Source organism: Pseudarthrobacter arbutini, assembly GCF_054510915.1.
This window is the reverse complement of sequence record NZ_JBTNDQ010000020.1, coordinates 1-24,407: the sequence shown is the minus strand read 5'-3', so window position 1 is coordinate 24,407 and position 24,407 is coordinate 1. Positions and strand designations below refer to the sequence as shown.

Below are 24,407 nucleotides of genomic sequence, written 5' to 3'. Positions count from 1 at the left end.
GGTTCGGCTGACAGTCCGACCGGGCGTGCGTCGGCTCAGCCTATTTCCACCACGTATCGAAGATGGTGACCGGCACGGTGCGCTTGTGGCGTGTGCGGAGGTACTTCTCTTCGATCAGCTCGGCCGCCGCTTCGGGGATCTCCCGGCCTTCGAGGTAATCATCGATCTGGTCGTACGTGATTCCCAGTTCGTCCTCGTCGGTGCGTCCGGGCCTGCCGTCCAGGAGGTCGGCGGTGGGTACTTTTTCCCAGACACGGGCAGGGGCGCCCAGTTCGGCCAGCAGTTCGCGGTTCTGGCGTTTGTTGAGGCCGAACAGGGGCAGGATGTCCGCGCCGCCGTCGCCGAATTTCGTGAAGAACCCGGTGACGGACTCTGCGCCGTGGTCGGTGCCGATCACCAGGTAGTTGTGCTCGCCGGCCAGGGCGTACTGCGCGATCATTCGCGTGCGTGCCTTGGTGTTTCCCTTGTGGAAATCGGAGATGCCGTTCCCCACCGTCTTCTCGAATTCGTCCTCGAAGCCATCCACGGCGGCCGAGATGTTGAAGGTCCATTCCGTCTTGGCCTGGATGAAGTCCAGGGCGGCCTGGGCGTCGTCCTCGTCGTGCTGGACGCCGTACGGAAGGCGGACCGCCACGAAGTTGGCCTCCACGCCTTCGGCCTCAAGCTCCTCCACGGCCAGCTGGGCCAGTCTGCCGGCGAGGGAGGAGTCCAGCCCGCCCGAGATCCCTAGGACAAAGCCCTTGGTGTGGGTTGCCCGGAGGTAATCCTTCAGGAAATCCACCCGCTTGCGCACCTCCCCGAGGGGGTCGATCCGGGGCTGCACGCCCATTTCTTCGATGATGGTGGCCTGGAGTTCGCGCATGTGATCCAGCCTAGTCAGCGCTGTCAACAACGCTCAACTGTGTCCGCCCGAACCAGGCACATGTCCAACCGAACCACTCACAGCCCAGCGCGAACGGACACTTGGGGCCCCGGAGCTACAGCGCTGCCGGTGCCGCTCCGGTTGAACCGCGGACGGTGAGATGCGTAGGCATCAGGGAGCGGCTACGGCTGCCACCGCCTGCCAACGGGTTGAGCTGGGCCAGGAGCATGGATACGGCCACGCGGCCGGCCTGTTCGATCGGGGAAGCCATGGTGGTCAGCGGGGGATTGCAGAAGTCCGCGCCGAAGATGTCGTCGCAGCCCACAACGCTCATGTCCTCCGGGACCCGGATGCCGCGTTCGCGCAGCCGCTGGAGCATACCGATCGCGATGAGGTCGTTGAAGGCAATACAGGCGGTGACACCGGAGTGGACGGCCGCGTCTGCTGCGGCGGCACCTGATTGCGTCTTAGGGGCGAACGGGCCCAGCCTGCGCACATCCACGCCGCGGTCCTCGGCGGCGGCCGCCAAGGCATTCCATCGAAGTGTGCTGGATTGGGACGTGAGTGGACCGGCCATGTAGGCGATGCGGGTGTGGCCGAGGGAAATCAGGTGGTCCAATGCCTGGCTGGTGGCGGACGGCGTGTCAATCACGACGGCGGGAACGCCGGGTACGTCGCGGTTGATGGTCACCATGGGAATCTTGGCGGCTGCGGCCAGCAGCGCCTCATCGCTGAGCCTGGACGCAGCGACGATGATTCCGTCAGCGCTCTTGCGCAGCTGCTCCACGGTGGAGGCCTCTACCTCGTCGGACTCTTCCGTGTCCACGAGCAGCTGGGTGTAGCCGGCGGCCTTGAGCTGCAGCTGTGTGCCACGGATGAGGTCAAAATAGAACGGATTGGTGATGTCAGGCACCAGGACGCCGACGGCGCCGGTGCGGCCGGAGCTCAGGGCCTTCGCCTGGCTGTTCGGCGTGTAATTCAGCTCGGCGGCCGCCGCTTCGATGCGGGCACGGGTCCGGATGTTGACCCGGTCCGGAGTGGAAAGTGCACGGGACACGGTGGATGCGGCCACCCCGCAGATCGCGGCGATGTCGTGGATGGTGGCAGGGCGGTCTGTTCCGGCTGCTTGCATCGCCATGGCGCGCTCCTCACTGAACGGGATGACAGGGGGCTTGTGACGGTTGCCACAGCCCTGTAGCTCCTAGATTGCCACAGCCTGCAATCATTTGGCAATCGGTTGTCATTGACAGTTGACGTGTCTAGACTTAGGGCAGCACTTTTTTGTGAACTGAGTCACCCGCGCGCCGGAGCGGCACTAGGCTGTCCCGTCGCGGGCGTACCTAAGGAGATTCCCGTGACCGAAACATCAACCCAAGCAGCAAGCACCGTCTGGACGCTCTCAGGATTCGGCGACGAGGTGGATACGGACCCTGCCATCCAGGCTGCTGTCCTGCTGGCGCTCGGCGCAAACTACATCGAAGTACGCAGCGCCTGGGGTGTCAACGTCTCAGAAATGACGCCTGAGCAGGTTGCCGATCTCAAGGAACTCCTGGACGCCAAGGGCCTGAAGGTCTCAGCCGTGGCCAGCCCCATCGGCAAGGTGGACATCAGTCTGCCCGTGGAGCACGAGGTGGAGCGCCTTCGCCAGATCATCTCCGTGGCCAAGGGCTTGGACACCAAATACATCCGGATCTTCTCCTTCTTCCGGAGCGAAGCCCAGACGCCGGAGGAAATCCGCGACGACGTCCTGACGCGCATGCGGGCACTGGCCGCTGAAGCCGAAACCGCCGGCGTCGTACTCCTGCACGAGAACGAAAAGGACATCTACGGCGATACGCCGCAGCGCGTCCTGGACATCATGCAGTCCGTGGACTCTCCCGCACTGCGGATTGCCTGGGACAACGCCAACTTCGTCCAGGTTGGCGTCCGCCCCTACACCGATGGCTACGCCTTGCTCCGCCCCTACCTCGAATACCTCCAGGTCAAGGACGCCATCATGGCCACGGGTGAGGTTGTGCCTTCCGGCCACGGCGACGGCGAACTGGACGCCACCATTGCTGCCCTGAAGGCGGACGGTTACGCAGGCTTTGCCTCACTCGAACCCCACCTCGCCAGCCACCACAAACTGGGCGGCTTCTCCGGTCCGGTTGCCTTCGGCATGGCCGCGCGCGCCTTCGCGGTCCTTGCTGCCAAGAACGGAATCGAACTTTCGTGACCGGCCTCAAGGCCGCAGTTATTGGCTGCGGTGATGTGTCGGCAGTCCACTTTGAGGCAATCGCAAAGCTCGACGGCGGGCGGCTGGCTGGGGTCTGTGACTCAGATCCCGGCCGCCTCGCGGCAGCCGTGGCCGCCTATGGCGTCCCGGGATTCCCCGATCACCTCAGCATGATTGAGGCCATCGGACCGGATGTTGTGCACATTACGACGCCGCACAACATGCACGCCTCGATCGCGGCGGGCTGCCTTGAGCGCGGCGTGAATGTGATTGTGGAAAAGCCGCTCGCGCACACGCTCGAGGAGGGCCACAGGCTGGTGGAGACCGCGAAAGCGTCCACCGCCAAGATCGCGGTCTGCTTTCAGAACCGCTACAACGCCACCTCCCAGGCCATGCATGCCCTGCTTTCCTCCGGTGAGCTGGGTGCTGTAACGGGGGCTTCAGCCACGGTGCTGTGGCACCGTGACGCCGACTACTACCGCAGCCGGCCGTGGCGGGGTACCTGGGACGGTGGCGGCGGCGGGCTCATGATGAACCAGGCCATCCACACCGTTGACCTGCTGCAGTGGCTGGTGGGCGACGTCGTTTCGTTGTCCGGCAACGCGGCCACCCGGTTCCTGGGCGAAACCATCGAGGTGGAGGACACTGCGGAGTTCGTTGCCGAGCACGCCAACGGTGCGCGCAGCGCCTTTTATGCCACGCTGGCCAACGCCGTCAACGCGCCGGTTACGTTGGACATCGTCACGGAAAAAGCGACGCTCAGTCTTCGCGGGGACCTGACGGTCACCTATGCGGACGGCCGCGTTGAAGTGGTTCCCGAGCGTGTGGTGGAGTCCGGTGGGCGCGCCTATTGGGGGGTCTCGCATGAGTTGCTCATCAGCGACTTCTACGCCCGGCTCGGTGACGAGGGTCCGTTCTGGATCGACCCTGAGGAAGCGGAAAAATCGCTGAGGATCGTCAAGGAAATTTACCGGCAGAGCTACCCGGACGCGGCGGCGAAAGTTTCCTGACCGCCTTATGGCAACCGGTTGAAGCCCTTAGAACGTTTCATTCGCGGCCATTTTCGCTAAGATTGCAACAATATTGACAATCGGTTGCCAAAGTTGGCAATTATGCGTACTCTGAATCTCGAAGGCCGGTGTGGCCCACGCCACACCGGCCTTATTCGCAACTCCCACGTTTTACAGATTCAGGAGCCAACAATGAAGTTAGGTCCCAAGGCGGCAGCTGCCGCCATTCTCGTCAGCGCAGGACTGGCGCTGACTGCCTGCGGCGGCGGCGCCACCGCAGGCAGCGGTACGGCCAAAACAGCCTCGCTGACACTGGGTGCCGTTCAGGAACTCCGCTCCTGGGACCCGGCGCAGGCCCACGTCGGTCACTATCTCCAGCCTTACCAGGCAGCGTACGACTCCCTGATCCTGCGGGAACCGGACGGCAAGCTCAGCCCCATGCTGGCCACCGCGTGGAAGTACAACGAGACCAACACCAAGCTCACCGTTGACCTCCGCACGGACGTGACCTTCAGTGACGGTGCAAGGTTCGACGCCGAGGCGGCCAAGGCCAACATGGACCACTTCAAGAAGGCCAACGGCCCGCAGATGGCCCAGCTGACCGCCGTTTCCGATGTCGCAGTGGTCGACGCCGACACCATCGAACTCAACCTTTCCGCGCCGGACCCGTCCCTGGAGTTCTACCTCAGCCAGGCCGCCGGCCTGATGGGCAGCCCCAAGGCGCTGGGCACCGACGCCATCAAGACCGAGCCCGTGGGCAGCGGCCCGTATGTCATGGACAAGGCCGCCACAGTGAAGGACTCGCAGTCGGTGTTCACCGCCCGCAAGGACTACTGGAACAAGGACCTCCAGAAGTTCGAGAAGGTCACCTTCAAGATTCTGATTGACCTGACGGCCCGCACCAACGCCCTCGTTTCGGGCCAGGTGGACGCGACGCTGCTGGACCCCAAGACCGGCAAGCAGGCTGAAGGCGCCAAGATGAACCTGGTTGCCACTGAGGTGGACTGGCAGGGTCTCCTGCTGATGGACCGGGACGGTACCAAGAACCCCGCGCTTGGGAACGTCAAGGTCCGCCAGGCAATCAACTACGCCTTTGACCGCAAGACCATCCTGGACCAGGTCCTGATGGGCCAGGGCACCCCCACGTCGCAGCCGTTCGGCAAGGCCAGCGGTGCATGGACCGAAGAGCTGGAGAACTACTACAGCTACGAGCCGGCCAAGGCCAAGGCTCTCCTGAAGGAAGCCGGCTACGAGACCGGCGTCGTCCTCGACATCCCGTCGGTTCCGGGCTGGGAAACCCAGCTGGCAGTGATCAAGCAGCAGCTGGCGGACGTTGGAATCACCGTGAACATTGGTGCCGCCATCACCAACACGTTCACCAGTGATGTCGCCGCCCAGAAGTTCACCACCATGTTCTTCTCCCTCTTCCAGGGTGAGCCGTGGGTTGCCACCAACCAGATAATCTCCACGAAGGCCCTCTACAACCCGTTCAAGAACACCACTCCCGAGCTGCAGGCCAAGATCGATGCAGTCGAGAAGGGCGGCAAAGACGCTGGCAAGCTGGCCCAGGAAGTCAACAAGTACGTTGTGGAGCAGGCCTGGTTCGCCCCGATGTTCCGCGTGAACCAGATGTATTACCACAACTCCAAGATCGCCGTGGAACCGCAGGTCCAGCAGGCCGTTCCGTCGATCTACAACTACTCGCCCGCAAAGTAACCCGCCAGGAAGTACCGGGTACGTAGCCACACAATAAACCTGCGCAGGTCCGGCAGCCCATCACCAACGGTGGGCTGCCGGATCGGGCCAACCAATCCATGCCAGTTCAATGGAGCCAGCCATGATCACTTTCATCCTTAAACGCCTCGGCAGCGGACTCGTAGTCCTGTTCGCCGTCTCGATCCTCGTTTTTTCCCTGCTCTACGTATCGAGCGGCAGCATTGCACGGAACATCCTGGGCGACCAGGCAACGCCGGATCAGCTGGCCGTGAAGGAAGCGGAGTTGGGGCTCGACCAGCCCATCATCACGCGCTACTTCAGCTGGCTCACGGGCGCCCTGCAGGGGGATCTGGGCACATCCTGGTTCACCTCTGAACCCGTCTCCAACGCCCTTGCCACGCGCATTCCGGTGACCATGACCATGGTGATTGCAGCCATGCTCCTGATCTCCGTCATCGCCACCCTCATCGGCGTCGCGGCAGCAGTAAAGCGCGGCTGGGTGGACCGCGTGGTCCAGATCGGTGCCATCATCGGCGATTCCGTCCCCGGCTTTGTCATCGGCATCATCCTGGTGACCATCCTTGCTATCCAGATGAACCTGTTCCCCGCCACCAGTACCATTTCGCCCGGTGTCGGCGCGGATGCCTGGGTGCTGTCCTTGACCCTTCCGGTGATCGCCCTGCTGATCAACGGCGTCACCGGCGGTGCCCAGCAGATCCGCAGCGCCGTCATCAAGCAGCTCGAACGCGATTACGTCCGCACCCTGCGCAGCCGCGGCATCGGTGAGCGCGAGGTCCTGTTCAAGCACGTCCTGCGCAGCGCAGCTCCGGCTGGACTGACCGTGCTCAGCCTCCAGTTGATCGGCATGCTGGGCGGCGTGGTCATCATCGAGCAGATCTTTGCCCTTCCCGGCATGGGGCCGCTGGCCGTAGCCGCCACCAGCCAGAGTGACCAGCCGGTAGTCATGGGCGTTGTTATGTACACCGTCGCCGTCGTCATTGTGGTCAACCTCATCGTTGACCTGCTCAACGGCTGGCTTAACCCGAAGGTGCGTGCCTCGTGACCGAGTCCGTCGAAACCTCAGCACTGACGCCCGCCCCTGGGACGTCAGGCCAGACCGGAACTGTCGTCCGGTCAACAGTCCTCAAGCGCCTGTTCAAGAATCCCATGGGCGTCGTCGCCATTGTTATCCTCCTGGCTATGGCCGTCATGGCTGTGTTCGCCGATGTCCTGGCCCCGTTCGACGAGAACTTCGCCAACATCTCCAAGACCCTCGCCGCCCCGGACGCAGTCAACATCCTGGGCACTGACAGCTCCGGCCGTGATGTCTGGAGCCGGCTGCTTTTCGGGGCGCAGCTGACCCTCAGCTCCGCGCTCCTTTGCGCCGCCGTTGCCATCGCGATCGGCCTGCCCGCCGGCCTCGTGGCCGGCTACTACGCCGGCAAGTTTGAAGCTGTCTCCAACTGGATTGTCAGTATCCTGATGAGCCTCCCGGGCCTGATCGTCCTCCTCACCATCCGGGCCGCGTTCGGTCCGTCGGTATGGATTGCCATGATCGCGTTCGGCGTCCTGATCAGCCCTTCCTACTTCCGCCTGACACGGTCAGCGGTGCAGTCGGTCCGCAACGAGCTCTACGTTGATGCCGCGCGGGTCTCCGGCCTGTCAGACCTCAGCATCATCACCCGTCACATCTTCTCCGTGGTCCGCGCGCCTATCATCATCCAGACGGCAGCGATCGCGGGCGTCGCCATCGCCATCCAGTCCGGACTTGAGTTCCTGGGTCTGGGCGATCCGGCCAAGGCCACTTGGGGTGTGATGCTCAGCGAAGGTTTCAAAAACGTCTACCTCACCCCGACTCTGCTCTTCTGGCCCGCACTTGCCATGGCGCTGACCATCGGTGCCCTGGTCCTCTTGGGCAACGCCATCCGCGACGCCCTGGAAGACGGCGAAAAGATCAAGCACCGCAGGCAGAAAGCACATCAAGCGGAAGATGCTGCCGCAGCCAGCGCCGCCAAGTCAGCACGCAAGACCATTGCCGCCGTCGAGGCTGGGACTGAACACCACCTCGTTAAAGTGACCAACCTCGGCGTCGGCTACCCCCAGGCCGACGGATCCATCAAGAAGGTGGTGGACGACGTCTCCTTCCACGTTGACCGCGGCGAAATCCTCGGCATCGTGGGCGAATCCGGATCGGGCAAGTCCCAGACTGCCTTCTCCATCCTGGGCTTGTTGCCGGACACCGCGCGCATCGTGGGCGGGGCCATCCAGTTCGATGGCAACTACACCGTCGCTCCAGGAGAGGACAAGGTCAGCCAGGACCGGCTGTCCAAGCTGCGCGGCAAGCGGATTTCGTACATTCCGCAGGAACCCATGAGCAACCTGGACCCGGCTTTCACCATCGGCTACCAGCTGGTCACGCCCATGGTGCGGGTCCTGGGAATCTCCAAGGCAGAAGCCACAGCGCGGGCCATGAAGCTGCTGTCCGACGTCGGCATCGTCAGCCCGGACCGGACCTTCGGGGCCTACCCCCACGAGGTTTCCGGCGGCATGGCCCAGCGTGTGCTCATCGCCGGCGCGATCAGCTGCGAACCGGACCTCATTATTGCCGATGAGCCCACTACGGCACTGGACGTCACGGTCCAGGCCGATGTCCTGGACCTCATCCGCGACCTCCAGCGGCGGCTCGGCGTCGGCGTCATTCTGGTGACCCACAACTTCGGCGTTGTGGCTGACCTCTGTGACCGCGTTGTGGTCATGCAGAACGGCCGGCTGGTGGAGGAAGGCTCCGTACGGGAGATCCTGCGCGAACCGAAAGAACGCTACACCCAGACCCTGCTGGCTTCCATGCTGGAAGGCAAGGAACCCATGACCATGCTGGTGTCAGCTGCTTCGTCTGCAACTGCGTCATCAACTGCCAAGGAGAACGTACTGTGACCGAAACTGCAGCCTTGCGCGCCGCGGAATCAGCGCCGGCACGCCAAGAACTTCTTCGGGTGGACAACCTGGTGGTGGAGTACGCCGGCAAAGGGTTCCGGGCACGGAAATTCCGCGCCCTGACGGACATCAACATCACCATCGGCCAGGGCGAGACCCTGGGCCTGGTGGGGGAGTCGGGCTCCGGCAAGACCACCCTGGGCCGGGCGGTGCTGGGGCTCGCGCCCGTAAACGGTGGCAGGATCACCTTCGAAGGCCAGGACATCAGCCACGCCGGCCGGAAGCAGCGCCGCGTCCTCAGCCGCGACATGCAGGTGGTCTTCCAGGATCCCTACACCTCCTTGAACCCTGCCCTGGAGATTGGTGACATCCTTGCCGAGCCGCTTGGCGTGCAGGGCATGGAGCAGGCAGCAGCCAAGAAGCGCGTCAAAGAGCTCCTGGACCAGGTAGGGCTGCCGTCGGACGCCATCCACCGTCTCCCGCGGGAGTTCAGCGGCGGCCAGCGCCAGCGCGTGGCCATCGCCCGTGCCCTGGCACTGTCGCCGAAGCTCATCGTCTGTGATGAGCCGGTCAGTGCCCTGGACCTCTCCACCCAGGCGCGTGTTCTGGATCTGTTCCTGCAGATCCAGAAGGACACAGGCGTGTCCTACCTTTTTGTCTCCCACGACCTTGACGTGGTCCGCCACATCAGCCACCGTGTAGCCGTGATGTACCGTGGAGAAATAGTGGAGCAGGGGCCGGCAGACGTGGTCACCCGCGACCCCGAACACCCCTACACACAGCGGCTGCTGCTCGCTTCCCCGGTGCCGGACCCGGACCGCCAGGAGAAGCGCCGCGCCGACCGTCACCGGCTGCTTGAAGAGCAGCGCATGCAGGCCGAACAGGCTGGCGTCCCCGCCTAAGGCCGGGACCAGATTTATACAACAGCGAAAACCATGGAGGAAAAAGTGGCCAAAATTGGCGTACAGGCAATGATGCTGAAGGACAGCTTCACCGAGATCGGCGCGTTCGAAACGCTCCGTAAGGTCAGCGGCATCGGCTACAACGCCGTCGAGATCTCCCAGATCCCGATGACGCCGGAAAACGTCGCGGAACTGGACCGGTCCCGCAGCGAACTAGGCATGGACATTGCGGCCCTGTCCGTGGCCATGGAGACCCCCAAGGGCCGGCCTGGCGATTCCCTGGCGGAGCACTTTGACAAGATTGTCGATGACGCCAAGAGCCTGGACTCGAAGCTGCTGCGGATCGGTATGCTGCCGTTCGAGGCAATGACGTCCATCGGCGCGGTGATTGACTTCGCGAAGCAGGCCAACGAATACGCCGAACGGCTGCAGGAGCAGGGCCTGGGCCTGTATTACCACAACCACCACATCGAGTTCGCGAAGTTCGACGGCAAGTACATGCTGGACATCATCGCCGAGAACTCCCCGGCCATGGGCATGGAAATCGACGTGCACTGGGTACAGCGCGGCGGCCTGGACCCGGTCCGGACCCTCGAAAAGTACGCCGGCCGCACGGCCATGGTCCACCTCAAGGACTACCGCATCGGCGAACTGCCCAAGTCCGCCTTCGGGCTGCTGGACTCAGGGGACGTCGCCGGATTCATGGCGGAGTTCAAGAACGTCGTCCAGTTCGCCGAAGTGGGCGAAGGCAACCTTGACTTCGCCTCCATCATCCCGGCCGCGCAGGCTGCCGGCGCCCGGTACCTGCTGGTGGAGCAGGACGAACTCTATGGCCGCACGGTCTGGGAAGCACTGCAGACCTCCTACGACAACCTGGTTGCCTTGGGGCAGTCCGAACTCTTCTAACCGGACCCACTTCCCCAATTTGGTTTCGACAAGCTCAACCGACGAAAAGGACAAATAACTGTGAGTAAGAAAGTACGCCTCGGCATCATCGGCCTGGGCCAGCAGGGCGGCGCCTACGCCAAGTTCATCACGGACGGCATGGTCCCCAACATGGTGATCGGCGCCATCTGCGACACCGATCCGGCCAAGAGGGAACTTGCCTCGGCCACGTACCCGGATGCCCCCTTCTATGACGACTACATCGCCATGCTGGAAAGCGGCGACGTTGACGCCGTCGTGACTTGCGTGCCGCACTTCCTGCACCCCGAAATGGGCATCGAGACCCTGAAGCGCAACATCCACGCGCTGGTGGAGAAGCCGGCCGGCGTCTACACCAAGCAGGTCAAGGAACTGAACGAGTTCGCCGCCAGCAAGCCGGAACTCTCCTTCGGCATCATGTTCAACCAGCGCAACAACCCGCTGTACAAGAAGCTCAAAGAGATCGTGGAAAACGGCGAGATCGGCAAGATCCGCCGCAGCAACTGGATCATCACCAACTGGTGGCGTCCGCAGGGTTACTACAATTCCAGCGAATGGCGCGCAACATGGGGCGGCGAAGGCGGCGGCGTCCTGGTCAACCAGGCTCCGCACCAGCTGGACCTGTGGCAGTGGATCTGTGGCGTGCCGAAGTCCGTCTACTCCAAGGTTTCCTTTGGCTTCCGCCGCGACATCGCCGTCGAAGATGAAGTGACTGCGGTGGTTGATTACGGAGACGGTGTTACCGGCGTTTTTGTCACCGCCACGCACGACCTGACCGGAACCGACCGCTTCGAGATCCTGGGCGACCAGGGCAAGATCGTCGTCGAGGGCAGCAAGACCGCCACGGTCACCCGCCTGCACAAGCCGGAGCGCGAACTCAGCGACGGCATGGGCATGGACGATGTCCGCAAGCTGTTTATGGGCGAGCTGAACCCGGAGCAGTACTACACCACCGAGGTCATCGAGTTCGAGTCCGTCTGGGGTGGACAGCACGCCGGTGTCCTGGAGAACTTCGCCGCCAACATCCTGGACGGCACACCGCTGCTGGCTCCGGGCTCGGACGGCATCAACGGGGTCCGCCTTGCCAACGCCATCCACCTCTCCGCCTGGACCGGCAAGGAAGTCGGACTGGACTTCGACGAGAACGAGTTCCTCGCCGAGCTCAACAAGCGCATCGCCGAAGAGGGCAAGTTCCCGCAGCGCACGTAACCTCCCGAGCGACTAGCGAAGCTGAGTAGCAGCTGTGGCCGTTTTGGACTCCAAAACGGCCACAGCTGCGACCTGCTTAAGGGGTTTCCTCGTTAGGATGGGGCGGTGACTGAACCCCAAACGCCGGACACCGCCCCTTCAACGGGTTCGGTCAAAAAGCACGGCCGCGACGGCAAATCCAACGCCACCATCTACGACATCGCCAAGATGGCCGGCGTCAACGCGTCCACCGTTTCCCGCGCGCTGAGCAAGCCGGGCAGGGTCAGCTCCAAAACACAGAAGCTCATCGAGGATGCGGCTGCCGAGCTGAACTACCAGGTCAATCCGTTCGCACGCGCCCTTCCCACGGGCAAGACCAACACGTTCGGCCTCATCGTCGCGGACATCACCAACCCCACCTTCTTTGACATCATCCGCGGCGCCGAAACCACCGCCACCAGCCGGGACTATACTCTGGTGCTCGCCGAATCCGCGGAATCCCCGGAAACCGAACTGACGGCCGCCCGTCGGCTTATGGCCACGGTGGACGGCCTCATTCTCGCGAGCCCGCGCATGGACGATGACAACATCCGCGCCCTGGCCCAAGACAAACCCGTGGTGGTCATCAACCGCGAAGTGGAGGGCGTTCCGTGCGTGGTGCCGGACGTCAACAAGGGGATCAGCGAGGCGGTCCGCAGCCTGGCCGCCAACGGACACCAGCGGATCGCCTACGTAGCGGGGCCGCCTCAGTCCTGGATGTCCGAACGCCGTTGGGAAGGCGTGCAGGCAGCCTGCGAATGGTCCCGGCTCGAGGCCGTGCGGCTTGAGTCCAGCAAACCAACGGTCGACGGCGGCCGGCAGACTGCGCGTGATGTCCGTGCCAGCGGTGCAACCGCGGTCATGACGTACAACGACCTGCTGGCCATCGGGCTCATGCAGGAGCTCCAGGCCGCCGGCATGGTGGTGCCCGACCACATCAGCATCGTCGGCTTTGACGACATTTTCGGCGCGGATTTCACGACGCCGCCGCTCACCACCGTGCGTTCACCGCTGGGGGAGTGCGGCGAGGCGGCCGCCACACGCCTGCTGGACGTTCTTCACGGCAGCGGGGAACAGGCCGGTACTTTGAGCGTGGAGACTGAGCTGGTGCTGCGCGGTTCCAGCGGCAGGATCCTGCCGGCGAAGTAAGTGCCGGCGGGCCGATTTCAGCACTTGGCAATTTATGGCAACCGGTTGACAAAACGCGGCGCCAGGCAGATTATTGATCTATGTCACAGTCGATTGCTGCCAACCCAGACAGGCTCCTGCCCGCCGACCCAGGAACGCGCAGCATCGCGCGGGACCTTCTTGCGCGCGTCCAGGACCTTCCCATTATCTCCCCGCATGGACACGTTGACGCCGCCGTCATCGAGCACAACACGCCGTTCCCGGACCCGGCCGCGCTGCTCGTCAGCCCGGACCACTACGTCACACGCCTGATCCACGCCAACGGCGCCTCCTTGGACAAGCTGCGCGCCGGCGGTCCCACCACGCCCGAGTCACGCGAAATCTGGCGCACGTTCGTGGATGCCTGGCCGCTCTTCGAGGGCACGGCCTCCGGCTACTGGCTGCGCAACCAGTTCGACAGCGTCTTCAACCTGGGCGCGGACCTGGGCGAGATGACCGCCGATGCCAGCTATGACGCCATCGCCGCCAAGCTCGTGGAGCCCGGCTTCCGTCCCCGCCAGCTCTTCAAGGACTTCAACATCGAGGTCCTGGCCACCACGGACGATCCCCTGGACAACCTCGCCAGCCACAAGGCCATCGCCGAGGATGCCACCTTCAACGGCCGCGTCCTGCCGACGTTCCGCCCGGACGCCTACCTGAACATTGCGCACCCCACCTGGAGCGCCAACGTTGACCGGCTGCTCGATGCTGCCGGTGACGGCGCCAGCGGCTACGCGGGCTACATCACGGCACTGGAAAACCGCCGCCGCTACTTCGTGGAGCACGGCGCAGTCTCGGCGGACCACGGTGTGGCCACCCCGGCCACACTCAAGCTGGACCGCGCCGAGGCCGAGCGCATCTTCGAACTCGCCCGCGCCGGCAAGGCCACGGCCGAGGACCGCAACACCTTCGAAGCCCACATGATGTACCAGATGGGCCGCATGTCCGTGGAGGACGGGCTGGTCATGACCATCCACCCGGGCTCCTTCCGGAACCACCACACGCCCACGTTCGAGGCCTTCGGCGCCGACACCGGCCACGACATCCCGTTCGCCACCAACTACACCGAGGCCATCCGGCCCCTGCTGCAGGACTTCGGCACGGCCAAGGACTTCCACCTGGTGCTGTTCACGCTGGACGAGACCGTTTTCTCCCGCGAGCTCGCACCGCTGGCCGGCTTCTACCCATCCGTCTACCTGGGCGCACCCTGGTGGTTCCTGGACGCCCCGGATGCCATGCTCCGGTTCCGCTCCGCCGTGACCGAAACGGCCGGCTTCTCGCGTTCTTCCGGTTTCATCGACGACACCAGGGCCTTCTGCTCCATCCCCGCACGTCACGATGCGTCCCGCCGGATCGAAGCCTCCTTCCTGGCCCGACTGGTGGCCGAGCACCGTGTCAGTGAAGACCGCGCCCACGAAATCATCGTGGACACCGTCGATTCCTCCCCGCGAAGGGTTTTCAAGCTGTGAGCATCGAAGAGACAGACACCATGGGCAAGGAGGCTGCCGTATCGCTGCCGCAGCTGAACCGGAGCACGCACCCTGCCGCCAAGCCACCCGTGCGCATCGTCCACCTCGGACTCGGTGCCTTCCACCGCTCGCACCAGGCCTGGTACACCAGCCGGGCCGGCGACGCCGCGGACTGGGGCATTGCGGCTTTCACCGGCCGGCGCCCGGACGCCGCCCTGGCTCTTGCCGAGCAGGACGGCCTCTTTACACTCGTGGAGCGCGCTGACAGCGGCGACTCGTTCTCCGTCGTCGGCAGCATCGTGGAAGCGGTGGACGGCGCGGACGTGGAGCGGCTCGCGGAACTCGTTTCGGCACCGGCCACCGCCATGGTCACGCTGACGGTCACCGAAGCCGCGTACCGGCTCGGTGCCGACGGTCAGCTGGACACTACGGCGTCCGACGTCGCCAGCGACCTTGCGCTGTTGGCTTCCGGCAGCGGAAACCCGTCGACGCCGCTGGGCCGGCTTGTCTTCGCCCTCGCCGCGCGCCGGGCTGCCGGAGCCGGGCCGCTCGCCGTGGTCTGCTGCGACAACCTCGCCAACAACGGCACCGTAGCCCGCAATGCCGTGGCGGGCCTGGCGCAGGCCTGGGACGCGGAGCTCGCGGCCTGGGTCGAGGCAAACGTCAGCTTTGTCAGCACGTCCGTGGACCGCATCACGCCGCGCACCACGGAAGCGGACATCGCCGCCGTCGAGGCCGCCTGCGGCTACCGCGACAACTCGCCCGTCGTGGCTGAGCCCTTCACCAACTGGGTGCTCAGCGGCGACTTCCCCGCAGGCCGTCCACGCTGGGAGGATGCCGGTGCGGTCTTCGTTGACCACATCGAGCCCTACGAGAACCGCAAGCTGTGGCTCCTGAACGGCGCTCATTCCCTGCTGGCCTACGCCGGCCAGCTCCGCGGACACACCACGGTGGCGCAGGCCCTCGCGGACGCGCAGTGCCTGACCGGCGTCGAAAGCTTCTGGGACGAAGCCGAGGCGAACCTGTCCGGTGCCGCGGCCGGTGGCGCAGACCTGCAGATCCCGGCGTACCGCGCTGCCCTCCTGGCCCGCTTCAGCAATGCGCGCATTGCCCACCACCTTGCCCAGATTGCCATGGACGGGAGCACCAAGCTGCGCATGCGGGCCGTGCCCGTCCTCCTGGCCGAACGGGCCCAGGGCAGGTCCGGTGCCGCCGCGGCACTGATGATCGCGGCCTGGATTGACTTCAGCGCAGCGGCCGAGACGTTCCACGATCCGCTGGCAACTGAAGTGGCCGCGGCCAACCAACTGGAAGGCGCAGAGCGCGTGCGGGCGGTCCTGGCGCTGGTAGATCCTGCCGTCGCAGCGGACGACGCCGTCGTGGAACTCGTTTCCGGCCTGCTCGGCACATTCCCGGCGGACGCCTAAGAATCACCCTCCAGCAGCCCTTCTGCTTCATAAAGAACAGCACTGCCCGGTCCAGGCGCCTGGACCGGGCAGTGCTGTTTCGGTGACCTGCAGTTTCATGAAGTTTCAACAGAAACTCATGGCAACCGCTTGCCATTTTATTGCCAAGTGACTAGGATTACAGACAACGAGAAACACACGGCGGTACGCCCGTCGGAGGCGGATTCTGCCGGCTCCAGCATCGCCAAAGATTCACCGCTTCATAGCATTTCAATAGTTTTCGCTGGCCAACACGGCGGCAAGGGTAAAGGAGCCCAATTCATGAAAAAGCTAAACAAGCTCAGCATCATCGGCTATGGCGCCGGCGATGCAGCTAACAACCTCGCATTCACCACCGCAACCATGTTCCTGCTGGTGTACTACACGGATGTTGCCGGCATCTCCGCAGCGGCTGCCGGAACCCTGCTGCTCGTGGTCAGGCTCTTTGACGCTTTCGCTGACGTCTTCGCCGGCCGGATCGTTGACCGAACCTACAGCAAGCGCTTCGGCAAGTTCCGTCCCTTCATCATGTTCGGCTCCATCCCGCTGCTCCTCCTGAGCGTGGCAACCTTCTCCGTTCCGCAGCTGGGCGAATCCGGCACACTGCTGTATGCCTACGTCACCTATGCGGCCCTCGGCCTTGCCTACAGCCTCGTGAACATTCCGTACGGCTCGCTGGCCGGCGCCATGACGCAGGATCCGGGAGAGCGCGCCAAGCTGGGTTCGGCCCGCATGGTGGGCGCCCTGCTGGTGGGCTCTTCGCTGGGCATCTTCGTTGCGCCGCTGATCAAGCCCGGTGCCGATCTCCAGTCGATGTTCACCACCATCACCCTCGTGTTTGTGGTCATCGGGGCGGCGCTGTACTTCTTCACCGCATTGACCGCCAAGGAACGCGTGCACCGCGCCGTCCCCAAGGTGACGTTCAAGCAGAGCGTGGACACACTCAAAGGCAACAAGCCCCTCCTGATGCTGTGCCTGAGCTCCTTCTTCTTCCTCTCCGGCTACCTCGCCCTGACCTCCGTGCAGCTGTACTACCTGCGCGACGTCCTGGGCCGCCTGGACCTGTACCCCGTACTGTCCATCATCCAGCTGGCGCTCACCTTCTTCCTGGCCGCCTTTATGCCCAAACTTGTCCGTAACGTCGGCAAGAAGAGCGTCTACATCTACTCTTCGCTGGTCACTGTCCTCGGCGGTGCGATCATCTTCTTCGCCCCAGCCGGCCAGGTCTGGATGGGCTTTACCGGCCTCGTGGTCAGCCTCGTGGGTGTCCTGGCCGTCAACATCGTGGTGTGGGCCCTGGAAGCCGACACGGTGGAGTACGGCGAATGGCGGACCGGTGTCCGCACCGAGGGCATCACGTACGCGCTGTTCTCCTTCACCCGCAAGTCCGGCCAGGCTGTGGGCGGTGCCCTGGCGGCATACGCCCTGGCACTGGGCGGCTACAAGTCCGGAGCGGCGCAGACCGCGGACGCCCTGTTCGGCATTCAGATTGCGGCGGGCGCGATCCCTGCCGTGCTGACTATCCTTGCCGTATTAGTAATGTCCAAGTACACGCTGACCGACGCCAAGCACGCGGAGATCCTCCAGGAGATCCAGGAACGCCGGACCAAAACTGTGGGCGCCGGCGAAGCCGCTGACGCCAGCACCACCGCTGATGCTGGCACCCCGGTTGGCGCCGGCAAAACTGCCGGCCACTAACTCCCAGCACCACAAACTGACCAGAAGTCCCCGAAAGGATCTGCCGTGAAAATCATTGCCGCTGAAGTCTTCGTGACAAGCCCGTCACGTAACTTCGTGACCCTGCGCATCACTACGGACGACGGGGTCACCGGCATCGGTGACGCCACGCTGAATGGCCGCGAACTGGCTGTTGCCGCCTACCTCAAAGAGCACGTGGCCCAGCTGCTGATCGGCAAGGATCCGCACAAGATCGAGGACACCTGGCAGTTCCTGTACCGCAGCTCGTATTGGCGCCGCGGGCCGGTCACCATGGCCGCAATCGCCGCCGTGGACATGGCCCTGTGGGACATCAAGGGCAAGATGGCGAACATGCCGGTCTACCAGCTCCTGGGCGGCGCTTCACGCAACGGCCTGCGCGCTTACGGCCACGCTTCCGGCGCTGACCTTGAGTCGCTGTTCGATTCAGTCCGTGAGCACCTGGAACTGGGCTACAAGTCCATCCGCATCCAGACCGCTGTCCCCGGCATCAAGGCCGTCTACGGTGTGGCCGCCCAGGCCCAGGCCTCGGGCGAACGCTATGACTACGAGCCCGCCGGCCGCGGCGCGTTCCCGCAGGAAGAGGACTGGGACACCCGCGCCTACCTGCGCCACCTGCCCACCGTCTTTGAAGCCGTGCGCAACGAGTTCGGGCCGGAAATCCCGCTGCTGCACGACGGCCACCACCGCATGACCCCCATCCAGGCCGCCAAGCTCGGCAAAGCCCTGGAACCGTACGACCTCTTCTGGCTCGAGGACTGCACCCCGGCCGAAAACCAGGAGGGCCTGCGCCTGGTCCGCCAGCACACCACCACCCCGCTGGCCATCGGTGAAATCTTCAACACCGTGTGGGACTACCAGACCCTCATCAAGGAACAGCTGATCGACTACGTCCGCGCAGCCTCCACCCACTTCGGCGGCATCTCCCCGCTGAAGAAGGTTATGGACTTCGCCGCCCAGTACCAGATCAAGTCCGGCTTCCACGGCCCCACGGACATTTCCCCGGTGGGCTTCGCCGCCCAGCTGCACGTGGGCTTGGCCATCCACAACTACGGCATCCAGGAATACATGCAGCACTCGGACAAGACCAACGAGGTCTTCGAGCAGTCCATGACCTTCAAGGACGGCTACCTGCACCCGGGCGACAAGCCCGGTATCGGCGTCGAATTCAACGAGGAAGCCGCGGCAGCGTACCCGTACCAGCAGGCTTACCTGCCGTACAACCGCCTGGTAGACGGAACGGTGCACGACTGGTGACCGCCGCGACATCGCCCGCCCCAGCAGGAGGAGCTACGGGTCCCCGCGTCATCGTTATGGGCGTCTCCGGCTGCGGCAAGACCACCATCGGTGACCTGGTGGCCCGCGAACTGGGCGTTCAGTTCCTCGACGGCGATTCCCTCCACCCGGTGGAGAACGTCGCCAAGATGGCGGCGGGCACTCCGCTGACCGACGAGGACCGCTGGCCGTGGCTTGCCACGGTGGGCAATGAACTGGCAGCTGCCACAGGCGGCCTGGTTCTGGCCTGCTCGGCTCTTCGCCGCAGTTACCGCGACGCCATCCGTGCCCAGGCGCCGGATACGGTGTTCCTCCACCTGCACGGCAGCAAGGAGGTTCTTCGGGCACGGACTGAAGGCCGCTCCGGGCACTTTATGCCGCCCGCGCTGCTGGAATCCCAGCTGGCAACCCTTGAAGCACTCGAAGCCGATGAGGCAGGCATCGTGGTGGACATCGCCGGTCCGGTGGACAAGGTGGTGGCCGACGCGCTGGCGGGCATCGCAGCTGCGGTGACTGCCGCCGTCGGAAGCCCCGCCCATGGTGCCATTGGCACCCCAGGGCGCCAGTTCGACGTCGACCTCCAGGCCGCGCCGTTCAACCTCGACGATACAGCGATCACCTGGGTGAACAGCACCCTGGAATCCATGACGCTTGAGGAAAAGATCGGGCAGCTGTTCATCAACCACAATAACGATTACTCCCCGGAGTACCTCGATGGCGTGTTGGAGAACTTCCATGTGGGCGGCATGCGGTACCGCCCGGGCCCGTCCGCCGCCGTGCAGGAACACATCCGGTACGCGCAGTCGAAGTCCAAGGTGCCGCTGCTGGTGGCGTCCAACCCGGAAATGGGTGGCGCCGGAAGCTGCGACGACGGCACGTTTGTGTCCACGCACCTGCAGGCAGGGTCGCACCCGGACAAGTCCATCGCGCGCCGGATGGGGCAGGTTGCCGGCGTTGAAACCGCTGCCCTGGGCTGCAACTGGGCGTTCGCGCCGATTGTGGACATCCACTACAACTGGCGGAACACGGTTATCTCCACCCGGGCCTTCGGCAACACGCCGGAGATCGTGGTGGAGCGGGCCAAGGAGTACTTCGACGGCATCAGTGAATCTCCCACTGCCTGCGCCATGAAGCACTTCCCGGGCGACGGCATGGACGAGCGTGACCAGCACGTGGTCACGTCCTACAACACTCTCGGCTATGACGAGTGGAACAAGACGTACGGCCACGTGTACCGCGAAATGATCGGGCACGGCGTGCAGTCCATCATGATCGGGCACATCGGCGCGCCGGAGCTTTCCCGGCACTTCCGCCCGGGCCTGGCGGACAAGGACATCCTGCCCGCCACCCTGGCCCCGGAGCTGCTCCAGGACCTGCTGCGCGGCGAACTCGGGTTCAACGGGCTCATCCTCACGGACGCCTCGCAGATGATCGGGCTCACCCAGGCCATGAAGCGCAAGGACCTGGTTCCCGCGACCATTGCCGCCGGTTGCGACATGTTCCTGTTCTTCCGCAACGCCGACGAAGACTTCCAGTACATGCTGGATGGCTACAAGTCCGGCGTCATCACAGAGCAGCGCCTGCATGACGCCCTGCGCCGCATCCTGGCCCTCAAGGCCTCGCTGGGGCTGCACCTGAAGGCGCGCAACGAACTGGTTCCGCCCGTGGAAGCACTCGGTGTGATCGGCAGCGAGGCGCACCGGGCCATCGCGGCGGAGATCGCGGACAAGACCGTCACCCTGGTCAAGGACACCGCGCACAACCTTCCCATCCGGCCGGAAACGCACAAGCGGATCCGCCTGTACGGCATCTCCGGCGGCTCGGACTTCACCCGGGCGGACCCGCTGGCGTACCTGGACACGGTCAAGGACGAGCTGGAAAGAGCCGGCTTCGAGGTGCACCTGTTCAAAACCGCCGCTCAGCGCGAAGCGGCGGGGGAGACGGGCGTGAACTTCATGTCGGTCATCTCCGAGGAAGCCACCGGCGACTACGCAGACAAGTACGACGCCGCGTTTGTCTTCGCGAACGTCAAGGGCTTTGCCCAGGAGGCGGCCATCCGGATCAAGTGGTCCACCCCGATGGCCGCGGAAATCCCGTGGTACGTCACCGAGATTCCCACGGTGTTTGTGTCGCTGAACCAGCCCAACCACCTCATCGACGTGCCGATGGTCAAGACCGCCATCCACGCCCATGCGGGAACTGTGGAGGCCATCCGGGCCACGATCGAGAAGATCATGGGCAAGTCTGAGTTCCAGGGGACGTTCAACGAGAATGTCTTCTGCGATTCTTTCGACACACGGCTCTAGGGTTAACGCTGCGGTTTTAGGCTGACGACTCGCAGATGGAATGGCGCTACGCGGATATGCGTAGCGCCATTCCATTTCTGCGTCACAGGGCCATTCCCGCGTCCCAAACCAGGCGAGTGCGGCCACTTCACGTGCGGCGTACCGTTAGTGCATGGAGCGAACGGTGTGCGCCGTTGTTGGCGGCGGGCCGGCGGGCATGATGCTGGGGCTGCTGCTGGCCCGGGCAGGCGTGAAGGTCACGGTCCTTGAAAAGCATGGCGACTTCCTGCGGGATTTCCGCGGCGACACCGTGCATGCCTCCAACATCAGGCTGATCGATGAACTGGGATTGGGCGACAGCTTCCACCGGCTTCCGCAGAGCAGGCTGAACAACGTTGCCATCCCCATCCCGGGCGCCGGCTTGGTCACTTTCGGGGATTTCGCGTCCCTGAAGCCCCCGTATAACTACATTGCCATGATGCCGCAGTGGGACTTCCTGAACTTCCTGGCCACGGAGGCCGCGCGCGAACCCACCTTCACGCTCCTGATGCAACACGAAGCAACGTCGTTAATGTTCGACGGCGGACGCGTCGCCGGCGTCCGCTACCGCACGCTCGACGGCCGCGAAGGTGCACTCCGTGCGGACCTCGTGGTGGCCACTGATGGGCGCAATTCAGTGCTGCGGCGGGCCGCCGGGCTGAAGCCAAGGAACTACCCCGTCCCCTTCGACACATGGTGGTTCAGGCTTCCGCGCCATGCGTCGGAGAAGGGCGCCGTGGCGGGCATCGTCCCGGCATTCCGAGACCGGGAAGCCATGATCGCCCTTTTCCGTGACGACTATTACCAGATGGGGTATCTCGGCCCGAAGGGTGAAGACGCGCGGATCCGGGCCGAGGGCGTGGAACGCTTCAGGGAGCGCGTTTCCGGACTGCGTCCTGACCTGGCTGACCGAGTGGATTCGATCCGGTCCATGGAGGACCTGCACTGGCTGGATGTGCGGCTGGACCGGCTGCGGCGCTGGTACGTGGACGGGCTTTTGTGTATTGGAGACGCTGCCCATGCCATGTCCCCGGTGGGTGGCGTGGGCATCAACCTGGCCATCCAGGATGCCGTGGCGGCAGCGGGCCGGTTGGCGCCAGCACTGCTCCGGGGGGACGTATCGGTGCAGGATCTCGCTGGAGTGGAACGGAGGCGCAGGATGCCCACCGTTGTTGTCCAGACGGTGCAGCGCATGCTGCACCGCGCAGTGTTCGTCCCATTGTTCGCCGGAAGGAGGACGGAGCCCCCGCGGGCCCTGCTTTTTGTGGTCCGGCACGCCCCTATGGTCCGGCGGCTGATGCCGCGGCTCATCGCGTTCGGACCCCGGCCGGAACATGCGCCTTCCTTCGCCCGCCGCGTTCAGCCGCAGCCGGCAGCAAAGCCACCCGGCTTGGCGCGCCGTCACAAATCGGGGAACCACTAAACTGGACACCATGACTTCCCCTCTTGACGCTGCCGCCGCACGTGCCCGCCTGCTGGAACTGATCAAGGAACTTGCCGTGGTCCGCGGCAAGGTGATCCTCTCCAGCGGCGCCGAGGCCGACTACTACATCGACCTTCGCCGCATCACGCTGCACCACGAGGCCTCAAAGCTGGTGGGCCAGGTCATGCTGGCACTGACGGACGACGCCGGGATCGACTTTGAGTGCGCCGGTGGCCTGACCATGGGTGCTGACCCCGTGGGCACCGCTGTGATGCACTCCGCCGTGGACGCCGGCCGCACCGTGGACGCCTTTGTGGTCCGCAAAGCCCAGAAGTCCTACGGCATGGGCCGCCAGGTTGAAGGTCCCTCGGTTGAGGGCCGCAAGGTCCTGGTCCTGGAGGATACGTCCACCACCGGCGGCTCGGCGCTCACCGCTGTGGAGGGTGTCAAAAAGGCCGGCGGAAACGTGGTGGCCGTGGCCGTCATCGTGGACCGGGACACCGGTGCCAAGGAAAAGATCGAAGCCGAGACCGGTGTGCCCTACCTGTTCGCCTTCGGCAAGGACGAGCTGGGCCTCTCCTAGCGGGTTCACGCCAGGGGTTACCCGAGGCCGGGGTTGCAGCGGCGGCTTCAGCTGTGGCTACGGTAGAGGTGTGCCGTACAGGGGGGAAGCAGATCCGCAGGAACAGCCAGGAGCTCATCAAGCCCGGCTGCTGGCCAATGCCGCCGCACTCAAGCGGTTTTCGCGCCGCGGGTTCCTGGCCGGCACGGGCGCCTCGGCCCTGCTGGCAGCGGACATGCTGGTCACCCGCCGGGTCCAGGCGGAGCGGCAGGTCAACCGCATACTGCAGGTCGCGGACGACTTCGCCGACGCCTACTACCCGAACGCCAGCTGGTTCCTCTTCCCCGGCTACAAGACCAGCTGGGAAGAGGCGCTCTGGATCCTGAACGCGATGCGTGGTGCGCTGAACAAGCGCGGCCAGCTGGCCGCCGTCGGCTATTCCAACCTAGGGCTGGACATCGACGAGGTGGTAATCGCCGTCATCGAACATGTCCGGGCGAAAAAGCTGACCAAGCTTTTCTTCTACGGCCACAGTTTCGGCGGCATGGTGGCCACCCAGGTGGCCGCGCGGCTCAGGGAATTCCACGGCGTGGAGGTTGACTTTATCCTGCTGGACTCCAGCCCCTACAGCCGGAGCGACGTGCTGGACGAGAGCTGGTTCGACGGCGTGGTGTTCCTGTACGAGAGCGGCTTCCGGGTCCCGTCCGTGGTCCGTGGCAGCTACGAACTGGGGGAGCGCGTCATCCACAAGGACGAGCGGACCTGGCGGCAGATCCTGGACCAGACCATGGAGCAGCTGTCCCCGATCGCCCCGTCCAGTGTCCTCATCCAGTCCGAGTCGGCCTACATCTACCACTTCGACGGAAACCGGTTTGTGGACAAGCTCGGCGCCACCCGGATGGCGTACATCGGCAACCCGAAAGACCGCACAGTCCGGTACCAGACGGCCAAGGACGCGTGGTCGGCAGCGTTCCAACCCCACATGGTCTCCATGGACCTGCAAACGGACGGGGCCCTCCCGGCGCACGCGAGCCCGGGCTGGAATCCGCTCATCTACCGGCCCATCGTGGAGCGGCTCATGGACGACTTTTTTCCGCTGCCCCGCGGCGGCTCGAAGGTGACTGTCTTCTAGTCCGAAAATGAGGTGACGTCCGTTCGGTCGGCGCGCGTGGGGGTGCCCGTGTGGCGAGCGGGAACCACCGGTTTGTCTTTGGAATTGGGAGTCAGGCGGCAGGG

At 64.4% G+C, this 24,407-nt stretch carries 19 protein-coding genes; 17 read left to right on the top strand and 2 right to left on the bottom strand.

Annotated features, from left to right (window positions below):
- Nucleotides 1-40: 40 nt before the first annotated feature.
- Nucleotides 41-862 carry an NAD(+) synthase gene (gene nadE / locus ACX80V_RS19425; protein ID WP_485844523.1) on the bottom strand — a complete coding sequence of 274 codons (822 nt, stop codon included), beginning with the start codon at nt 860-862 and terminating at the stop codon, nt 41-43.
- Nucleotides 863-977: 115 nt separating this feature from the next.
- Complete coding sequence (locus tag ACX80V_RS19420) at nt 978-1,994, bottom strand: LacI family DNA-binding transcriptional regulator (RefSeq protein ID WP_485844570.1); 1,017 nt, start codon at nt 1,992-1,994, stop codon at nt 978-980.
- 222 nt (nt 1,995-2,216) lie between these two features.
- Between ACX80V_RS19420 and ACX80V_RS19415 the strand changes: the two genes are divergently transcribed.
- The 17 genes from ACX80V_RS19415 to ACX80V_RS19335 all read left to right on the top strand — a co-directional run bounded on the left by ACX80V_RS19415 (nt 2,217) and on the right by ACX80V_RS19335 (nt 24,303).
- The gene (locus ACX80V_RS19415; protein ID WP_058930208.1) at nt 2,217-3,077 is read left to right on the top strand and encodes a sugar phosphate isomerase/epimerase family protein; all 861 of its coding nucleotides are present in this window, start codon (nt 2,217-2,219) and stop codon (nt 3,075-3,077) included.
- The gene (locus tag ACX80V_RS19410) at nt 3,074-4,087 is read left to right on the top strand and encodes a Gfo/Idh/MocA family protein (protein WP_485844522.1); all 1,014 of its coding nucleotides are present in this window, start codon (nt 3,074-3,076) and stop codon (nt 4,085-4,087) included. The genes ACX80V_RS19415 and ACX80V_RS19410 overlap by 4 nt, the downstream gene beginning before the upstream one ends.
- Nucleotides 4,088-4,279: 192 nt before the next feature.
- Nucleotides 4,280-5,803, top strand: a complete 1,524-nt coding sequence (locus ACX80V_RS19405; protein ID WP_485844521.1) for an ABC transporter substrate-binding protein — start codon at nt 4,280-4,282, stop codon at nt 5,801-5,803.
- A 121-nt stretch (nt 5,804-5,924) separates the two neighbouring features.
- Nucleotides 5,925-6,866 carry an ABC transporter permease gene (locus ACX80V_RS19400; RefSeq protein ID WP_485844520.1) on the top strand — a complete coding sequence of 314 codons (942 nt, stop codon included), beginning with the start codon at nt 5,925-5,927 and terminating at the stop codon, nt 6,864-6,866.
- Nucleotides 6,863-8,737: a dipeptide/oligopeptide/nickel ABC transporter permease/ATP-binding protein gene (locus ACX80V_RS19395; protein ID WP_485844519.1), complete on the top strand. Its 1,875-nt coding sequence runs from the start codon at nt 6,863-6,865 to the stop codon at nt 8,735-8,737. The genes ACX80V_RS19400 and ACX80V_RS19395 overlap by 4 nt, the downstream gene beginning before the upstream one ends.
- Nucleotides 8,734-9,639, top strand: coding sequence for an ATP-binding cassette domain-containing protein (locus tag ACX80V_RS19390; protein WP_485844518.1), 906 nt, complete (start codon nt 8,734-8,736; stop codon nt 9,637-9,639). Before ACX80V_RS19395 ends, ACX80V_RS19390 begins: the two co-directional genes overlap by 4 nt.
- A gap of 45 nt (nt 9,640-9,684) precedes the next feature.
- Nucleotides 9,685-10,545: a sugar phosphate isomerase/epimerase family protein gene (locus tag ACX80V_RS19385; protein ID WP_485844517.1), complete on the top strand. Its 861-nt coding sequence runs from the start codon at nt 9,685-9,687 to the stop codon at nt 10,543-10,545.
- Nucleotides 10,546-10,605: 60 nt separating this feature from the next.
- Entirely contained in the window at nt 10,606-11,772 is a 1,167-nt protein-coding gene (locus ACX80V_RS19380; protein WP_485844516.1) for a Gfo/Idh/MocA family protein, read from the top strand.
- A gap of 105 nt (nt 11,773-11,877) precedes the next feature.
- On the top strand, nt 11,878-12,939 hold the full coding sequence (locus ACX80V_RS19375; protein ID WP_485844515.1) for a LacI family DNA-binding transcriptional regulator: 1,062 nt from the start codon (nt 11,878-11,880) through the stop codon (nt 12,937-12,939).
- An 80-nt stretch (nt 12,940-13,019) separates the two neighbouring features.
- A complete protein-coding gene (uxaC, locus tag ACX80V_RS19370; RefSeq protein WP_485844514.1) occupies nt 13,020-14,426 on the top strand; it encodes a glucuronate isomerase in 1,407 nt (468 codons plus the stop codon).
- A gap of 20 nt (nt 14,427-14,446) precedes the next feature.
- A complete protein-coding gene (locus tag ACX80V_RS19365; RefSeq protein ID WP_485844569.1) occupies nt 14,447-15,853 on the top strand; it encodes a mannitol dehydrogenase family protein in 1,407 nt (468 codons plus the stop codon).
- Nucleotides 15,854-16,153: 300 nt separating this feature from the next.
- Nucleotides 16,154-17,569, top strand: coding sequence for a glucuronide transporter (uidB, locus tag ACX80V_RS19360; protein WP_485844513.1), 1,416 nt, complete (start codon nt 16,154-16,156; stop codon nt 17,567-17,569).
- A gap of 45 nt (nt 17,570-17,614) precedes the next feature.
- Nucleotides 17,615-18,844, top strand: a complete 1,230-nt coding sequence (gene manD / locus ACX80V_RS19355) for a D-mannonate dehydratase ManD (protein ID WP_056348669.1) — start codon at nt 17,615-17,617, stop codon at nt 18,842-18,844.
- A 56-nt stretch (nt 18,845-18,900) separates the two neighbouring features.
- Nucleotides 18,901-21,168 carry a gluconokinase, GntK/IdnK-type gene (locus ACX80V_RS19350; protein ID WP_485844568.1) on the top strand — a complete coding sequence of 756 codons (2,268 nt, stop codon included), beginning with the start codon at nt 18,901-18,903 and terminating at the stop codon, nt 21,166-21,168.
- Between the two features lie 151 nt (nt 21,169-21,319).
- On the top strand, nt 21,320-22,609 hold the full coding sequence (locus tag ACX80V_RS19345) for an FAD-dependent oxidoreductase (RefSeq protein WP_485844512.1): 1,290 nt from the start codon (nt 21,320-21,322) through the stop codon (nt 22,607-22,609).
- 10 nt (nt 22,610-22,619) lie between these two features.
- Nucleotides 22,620-23,192 (top strand): orotate phosphoribosyltransferase, encoded by a 573-nt coding sequence (gene pyrE, locus ACX80V_RS19340; RefSeq protein WP_058930196.1) that lies wholly within the window; start codon nt 22,620-22,622, stop codon nt 23,190-23,192.
- A 70-nt stretch (nt 23,193-23,262) separates the two neighbouring features.
- Nucleotides 23,263-24,303: an alpha/beta fold hydrolase gene (locus tag ACX80V_RS19335; protein WP_058930195.1), complete on the top strand. Its 1,041-nt coding sequence runs from the start codon at nt 23,263-23,265 to the stop codon at nt 24,301-24,303.
- The last annotated feature ends 104 nt before the right edge of the window (nt 24,304-24,407 follow it).

What these genes read in the sequence shown, in the direction of transcription:
- nadE (WP_485844523.1), bottom strand. Translation starts at nt 862, where the DNA reads ATGCGCGAACTCCAGGCCACCATCATCGAAGAAATGGGCGTGCAGCCC.
- ACX80V_RS19420 (WP_485844570.1), bottom strand. Translation starts at nt 1,994, where the DNA reads ATGCAAGCAGCCGGAACAGACCGCCCTGCCACCATCCACGACATCGCC.
- ACX80V_RS19405 (WP_485844521.1), top strand. Translation starts at nt 4,280, where the DNA reads ATGAAGTTAGGTCCCAAGGCGGCAGCTGCCGCCATTCTCGTCAGCGCA.
- ACX80V_RS19400 (WP_485844520.1), top strand. Translation starts at nt 5,925, where the DNA reads ATGATCACTTTCATCCTTAAACGCCTCGGCAGCGGACTCGTAGTCCTG.
- uxaC (WP_485844514.1), top strand. Translation starts at nt 13,020, where the DNA reads ATGTCACAGTCGATTGCTGCCAACCCAGACAGGCTCCTGCCCGCCGAC.
- ACX80V_RS19365 (WP_485844569.1), top strand. Translation starts at nt 14,447, where the DNA reads ATGGGCAAGGAGGCTGCCGTATCGCTGCCGCAGCTGAACCGGAGCACG.
- uidB (WP_485844513.1), top strand. Translation starts at nt 16,154, where the DNA reads ATGAAAAAGCTAAACAAGCTCAGCATCATCGGCTATGGCGCCGGCGAT.
- ACX80V_RS19350 (WP_485844568.1), top strand. Translation starts at nt 18,901, where the DNA reads ATGGGCGTCTCCGGCTGCGGCAAGACCACCATCGGTGACCTGGTGGCC.
- ACX80V_RS19345 (WP_485844512.1), top strand. Translation starts at nt 21,320, where the DNA reads ATGGAGCGAACGGTGTGCGCCGTTGTTGGCGGCGGGCCGGCGGGCATG.
- pyrE (WP_058930196.1), top strand. Translation starts at nt 22,620, where the DNA reads ATGACTTCCCCTCTTGACGCTGCCGCCGCACGTGCCCGCCTGCTGGAA.